Annotated in this window: 3 protein-coding genes; all 3 read left to right on the top strand. The window is 64.4% G+C overall.

Annotated features, from left to right (window positions below; all coding sequences use genetic code 11):
- On the top strand, window positions 1-514 hold a 514-nt coding region (locus KDH09_06740; GenBank protein ID MCB0219375.1), incomplete at its 5' end, for a lipoyl synthase.
- A 213-nt stretch (window positions 515-727) separates the two neighbouring features.
- The gene (gene aceE, locus KDH09_06735) at window positions 728-3,388 is read left to right on the top strand and encodes a pyruvate dehydrogenase (acetyl-transferring), homodimeric type (protein ID MCB0219374.1); all 2,661 of its coding nucleotides are present in this window, start codon (window positions 728-730) and stop codon (window positions 3,386-3,388) included.
- Window positions 3,376-4,135 (top strand): E3 binding domain-containing protein (locus KDH09_06730; GenBank protein MCB0219373.1); only part of this gene is annotated, 760 nt, incomplete at its 3' end. The genes aceE and KDH09_06730, both read left to right, overlap by 13 nt.

Raw genomic sequence — 4,135 nt, 5'->3', positions numbered from 1 at the left:
GGCAGAGACGATCAGTGAGATTCGCGCGCGCTGCCCGGGCCTGACGCTGGAGACGCTCACCGGCGACTTCGGCGGCGACCATGGGGCGCAGGACCTTGTGTTTGCCGCGCGTCCCGATATTTTCTCCCACAATCTGGAAACGGTGGAGCGCCTGCAGAGCCAGGTGCGCTCGGCTGCGCGTTTCGATCGATCACTGGAGATTCTGCGCCGCGCCAGCGCGGCGGGCCTGGTGGCCAAGTCGGGCATCATGCTGGGGCTGGGAGAGAGCGATGAGGAAGTGCTCGCCGCCATGCGCGAGCTTCGCGCTAACGGGGTGTCCATTGTGACGCTGGGCCAGTACCTGCGTCCCTCGAAAGAGCACCACCCGGTAAAGCGCTGGGTCAGCCCGGACGAGTTCGCCGCCCTCAAGGAAGAGGGACTGGCCATGGGATTCCGCGTCGTGGATGCCGGGCCCCTGGTGCGTAGCTCCTATCATGCCGAGCGCCATGTCTTCGATCCGGGCTCAACTGAGTGACGATTCAGTAAAACCGCGTTCGTCCCTGGGGGACGCGGGCCGCGGCGCAATGCGTTGAACGCTTCGCGCGCGCAAAGACATTCCCACTAAACAATTGGCTCCCGACGTGGAATAATCGACGCATCGCTGAGCCCGGCTCAGTGCCTGCCTGCGCCCGCCGGGAGGGGCCCACGGCACGACTCGCCGCCAACAAATTTTGCCAAGAGGATGCGCATGAGCGACAGGGGTGACATCGACCCGAAAGAGACCGAGGAATGGATCGACGCGCTCGATTCCGTGCTGGAAGCCGAGGGCGTCGAGCGCGCGCACTATCTGATCGAGGCGCTCATCGACAAGGCGCGTCGCAGCGGCGCGCAGCTTCCCTACAAGGCGACGACGGCCTACCTCAACACGATTCACGTGAATGAAGAGAAGCGCAACCCCGGCGATCCGGAGATGGAGTACCGCATCCGCTCCTACATGCGCTGGAACGCCATGGCCATGGTGGTGCAGGCCAACCGTCACCACGCGGGTATCGGCGGTCACATCGCGACCTTCGCCTCATCGGCGACGCTCTACGATGTCGGCTACAACCACTTCTTCAAGGGGGCCGATCATCCCGACGGCGAGGACTTTATCTTCTTCCAGGGCCACGGCTCGCCAGGCATGTATGCGCGCGCCTACCTCGAGGGGCGCCTCACCAAGGACGACCTGCACCGCTTCCGCCGGGAAGCCAGCGGCAAGGGCCTTTCCTCGTACCCGCACCCCTGGCTGATGCCCAATTTCTGGCAGTTCCCCACGGTGAGCATGGGGCTCGGCCCGCTTCAGGCGATCTACCAGGCGCGCTTCATGAAGTATCTCCAGCATCGCGGCATCATCCCCGCGAGCAAGGCGAAGGTCTGGGCCTTCCTCGGCGACGGCGAGACGGACGAGCCCGAAGCGCTCGGCGCCATTTCGCTGGCGGCGCGCGAGAAGCTCGACAACCTCATCTTCGTCATCAACTGCAACCTGCAGCGCCTGGACGGTCCCGTGCGCGGCAACGGCAAGATCATCCAGGAACTCGAGGGCGTCTTCCGCGGCGCGGGCTGGAATGTGCTCAAGGTCATCTGGGGTGACCAGTGGGACAAGCTGCTCGCCAAGGACAAGGACGGCCTGCTCGTCCAGCGCATGGAAGAAGCGGTCGATGGCGACTACCAGAACTACGCCGTGCGCGACGGGGCGTGGAGCCGCGAGCACTTCTTCGGCAAACACCCCAAGCTGCGCGAGATGGTCGCCAACCTGACCGACCAGGACATCAAAAAACTCAACCGCGGCGGTCACGACCCCCAGAAGGTCTATGCCGCCTACGCGGAGGCGACTTCCCATGAGGGCCAGCCCACCTGCATCCTGGCCAAGACGGTCAAGGGATACGGCATGGGCGAAGCGGGCGAGGGACAGAACCCCACGCACCAGATCAAGAAGCTCGGCGAGGAAGCGCTCAAGGCCTTTCGTGACCGCTACCGGCTTCCCATTTCCGACGACGAGATTCTCGAAGCGCCTTTTTACAAGCCCGCCGACGACTCGCAGGAGATGCAGTATCTCCACGAGCGCCGCAAGGAGATGGGCGGCTTTGTTCCGCAGCGCCGCAACCGCACCGAGCCTCTGGAGGTTCCCGGGCTTGAGATCTTCGACATTCAGTTGAAGGACTCGGGCGATCGCGAATTTTCGACGACCATGGCCTTCGTGCGCATGCTCAGCCAGATGACCCGCGACAAGGTACTGGCCAAACACCTCGTCCCGATCGTTCCCGATGAGGCGCGCACCTTTGGCATGGAGGGCCTGTTCCGCCAGCTCGGCATCTACGCCAGTGAGGGGCAGCTCTACGAGCCCGTCGATCACGACCAGATCATGTATTACCGCGAGGACCGCGCCGGACAGATCCTGCAGGAAGGCATCAACGAGGCGGGCGCCACCTGCTCGTGGATCGCTGCGGGCACCGCCTACGCCAACTACGGTGTGAACATGATCCCGTTTTTCATCTACTACTCGATGTTCGGGTTCCAGCGCGTGGGCGACCTGCTCTGGGCGGCCGGCGATATCCAGGCGCGCGGCTTCCTGCTGGGCGGCACCTCGGGACGGACGACCCTGAACGGCGAGGGGCTCCAGCATCAGGACGGCCACAGCCACCTGCTCGCAGCGGCGATCCCCAACTGCATCGCCTACGACCCGACCTACGCCTACGAGCTTGCCGTGATCATGCACGACGGCCTGCGCCGGATGTACAAGGAGCAGGAGAATGTCTTCTATTACATCACGCTGCTCAACGAGAATTACCACCACCCCGAAATGCCCAGGGGCGCGGAAGAAGGCATCGTCAAGGGCATGTACCTGCTGCGCGAGGGCAAGGGCGCGGCCGACGCACCGCGCGTGCAGCTCTTCGGTGGCGGCGCCATCCTGCGCGAGGTGCTCAAATCGGCCGAGACACTGGAGAAGGACTTCGGCGTTGCCGCCGACGTCTGGAGCGTGACGAGCTTCCCCGAGCTGCGCCGCGACGGGTTGGACTGCGAGCACTGGAACCTGCTGCACCCGGCGGAGACGCCGCGGGTGCCTTTCATCACGAAATGCCTGGAGGGACGCAAGGGCCCGGTCGTTGCGGCGACCGACTACGTGCGCCTGCATGCCGACCGCGTGCGCGCTTTCGTGCCGGGCAACTACCGGGTACTGGGCACCGACGGATTCGGACGCAGCGACACGCGCGAGGCACTGCGCGACTTCTTTGAAGTCGACCATCGCTGGGTCACGCTGGCCGCGCTCAAGAGCCTGGCCGATGAAGAGGCGATCCCGCCCTCGAAGGTGATCCAGGCCCTCGAGAAGTTCGGTATCGATGCCGATAAACCCCTGCCGTGGACGGTCTGAGAGCGGAGAGAGACATCGTGGCACTCAAGGAAATCCAGGTACCCGACATCGGCGAGTTTGAGAGCGTCGAGGTGATCGAGCTGCTCGTTGCCGTCGGCGATGAGATCAAGGCCGACCAGGGCCTCGTCGTGCTTGAGAGCGACAAGGCGAGCATGGACATTCCCGCGCCCTATGGGGGCGTGGTGAAGGAGCTTAAGGTGAAGGTGGGCGACCACGTCTCCAAGGGCTCACCCATCGCAGTAATGGAAGTAACCGGCGAGATCGAAGAGGCTGCGCCTGCGCCGGCTCCCAAAAAAGAGACGAAGCCCGCGGCAAAGGAAGCCCCCAAACCCGCGGCGCCTGCGAAGGCCGCAGACGAGGAAACCGTCGAGGACGATGAGCCCGAGGAAACGCCGGAGCTCGCGGAGGGGGCAAAGCACCCCCACGCTTCCCCCTCGGTGCGGCGCTTTGCGCGCGAGCTCGGCGTGAATCTGGCCGAGGTCCCCGGCACCGGGCGCAAGGGACGCATCCTCAAGGACGACGTGCAGAATTTTGTGAAGCACGCCCTCTCGGTTGCGGGCAAGCGCCCGGGCAGCCGGTGGAAGACCCCGCCCATTCCCGAGGTCGATTTCACCCAGTTCGGCGAGATCGAGACCCAGCCGCTCACCAAGATTCAGAAGGTTTCCGGCCGCAACCTGCACCGGAGCTGGCTCAACATTCCGCATGTTACGCAGTTCGACGAGGCCGACATCACCGAACTCGAAGCCT

Source organism: Chrysiogenia bacterium (assembly GCA_020434085.1).
Lineage (GTDB): Bacteria > JAGRBM01 > JAGRBM01 > JAGRBM01 > JAGRBM01 > JAGRBM01.
This window is presented reverse-complemented; position numbering and strand designations above follow the sequence as displayed.

Coding starts and splice junctions, on each gene's coding strand:
- aceE (MCB0219374.1), top strand. CDS start 728: ATGAGCGACAGGGGTGACATCGACCCGAAAGAGACCGAGGAATGGATC.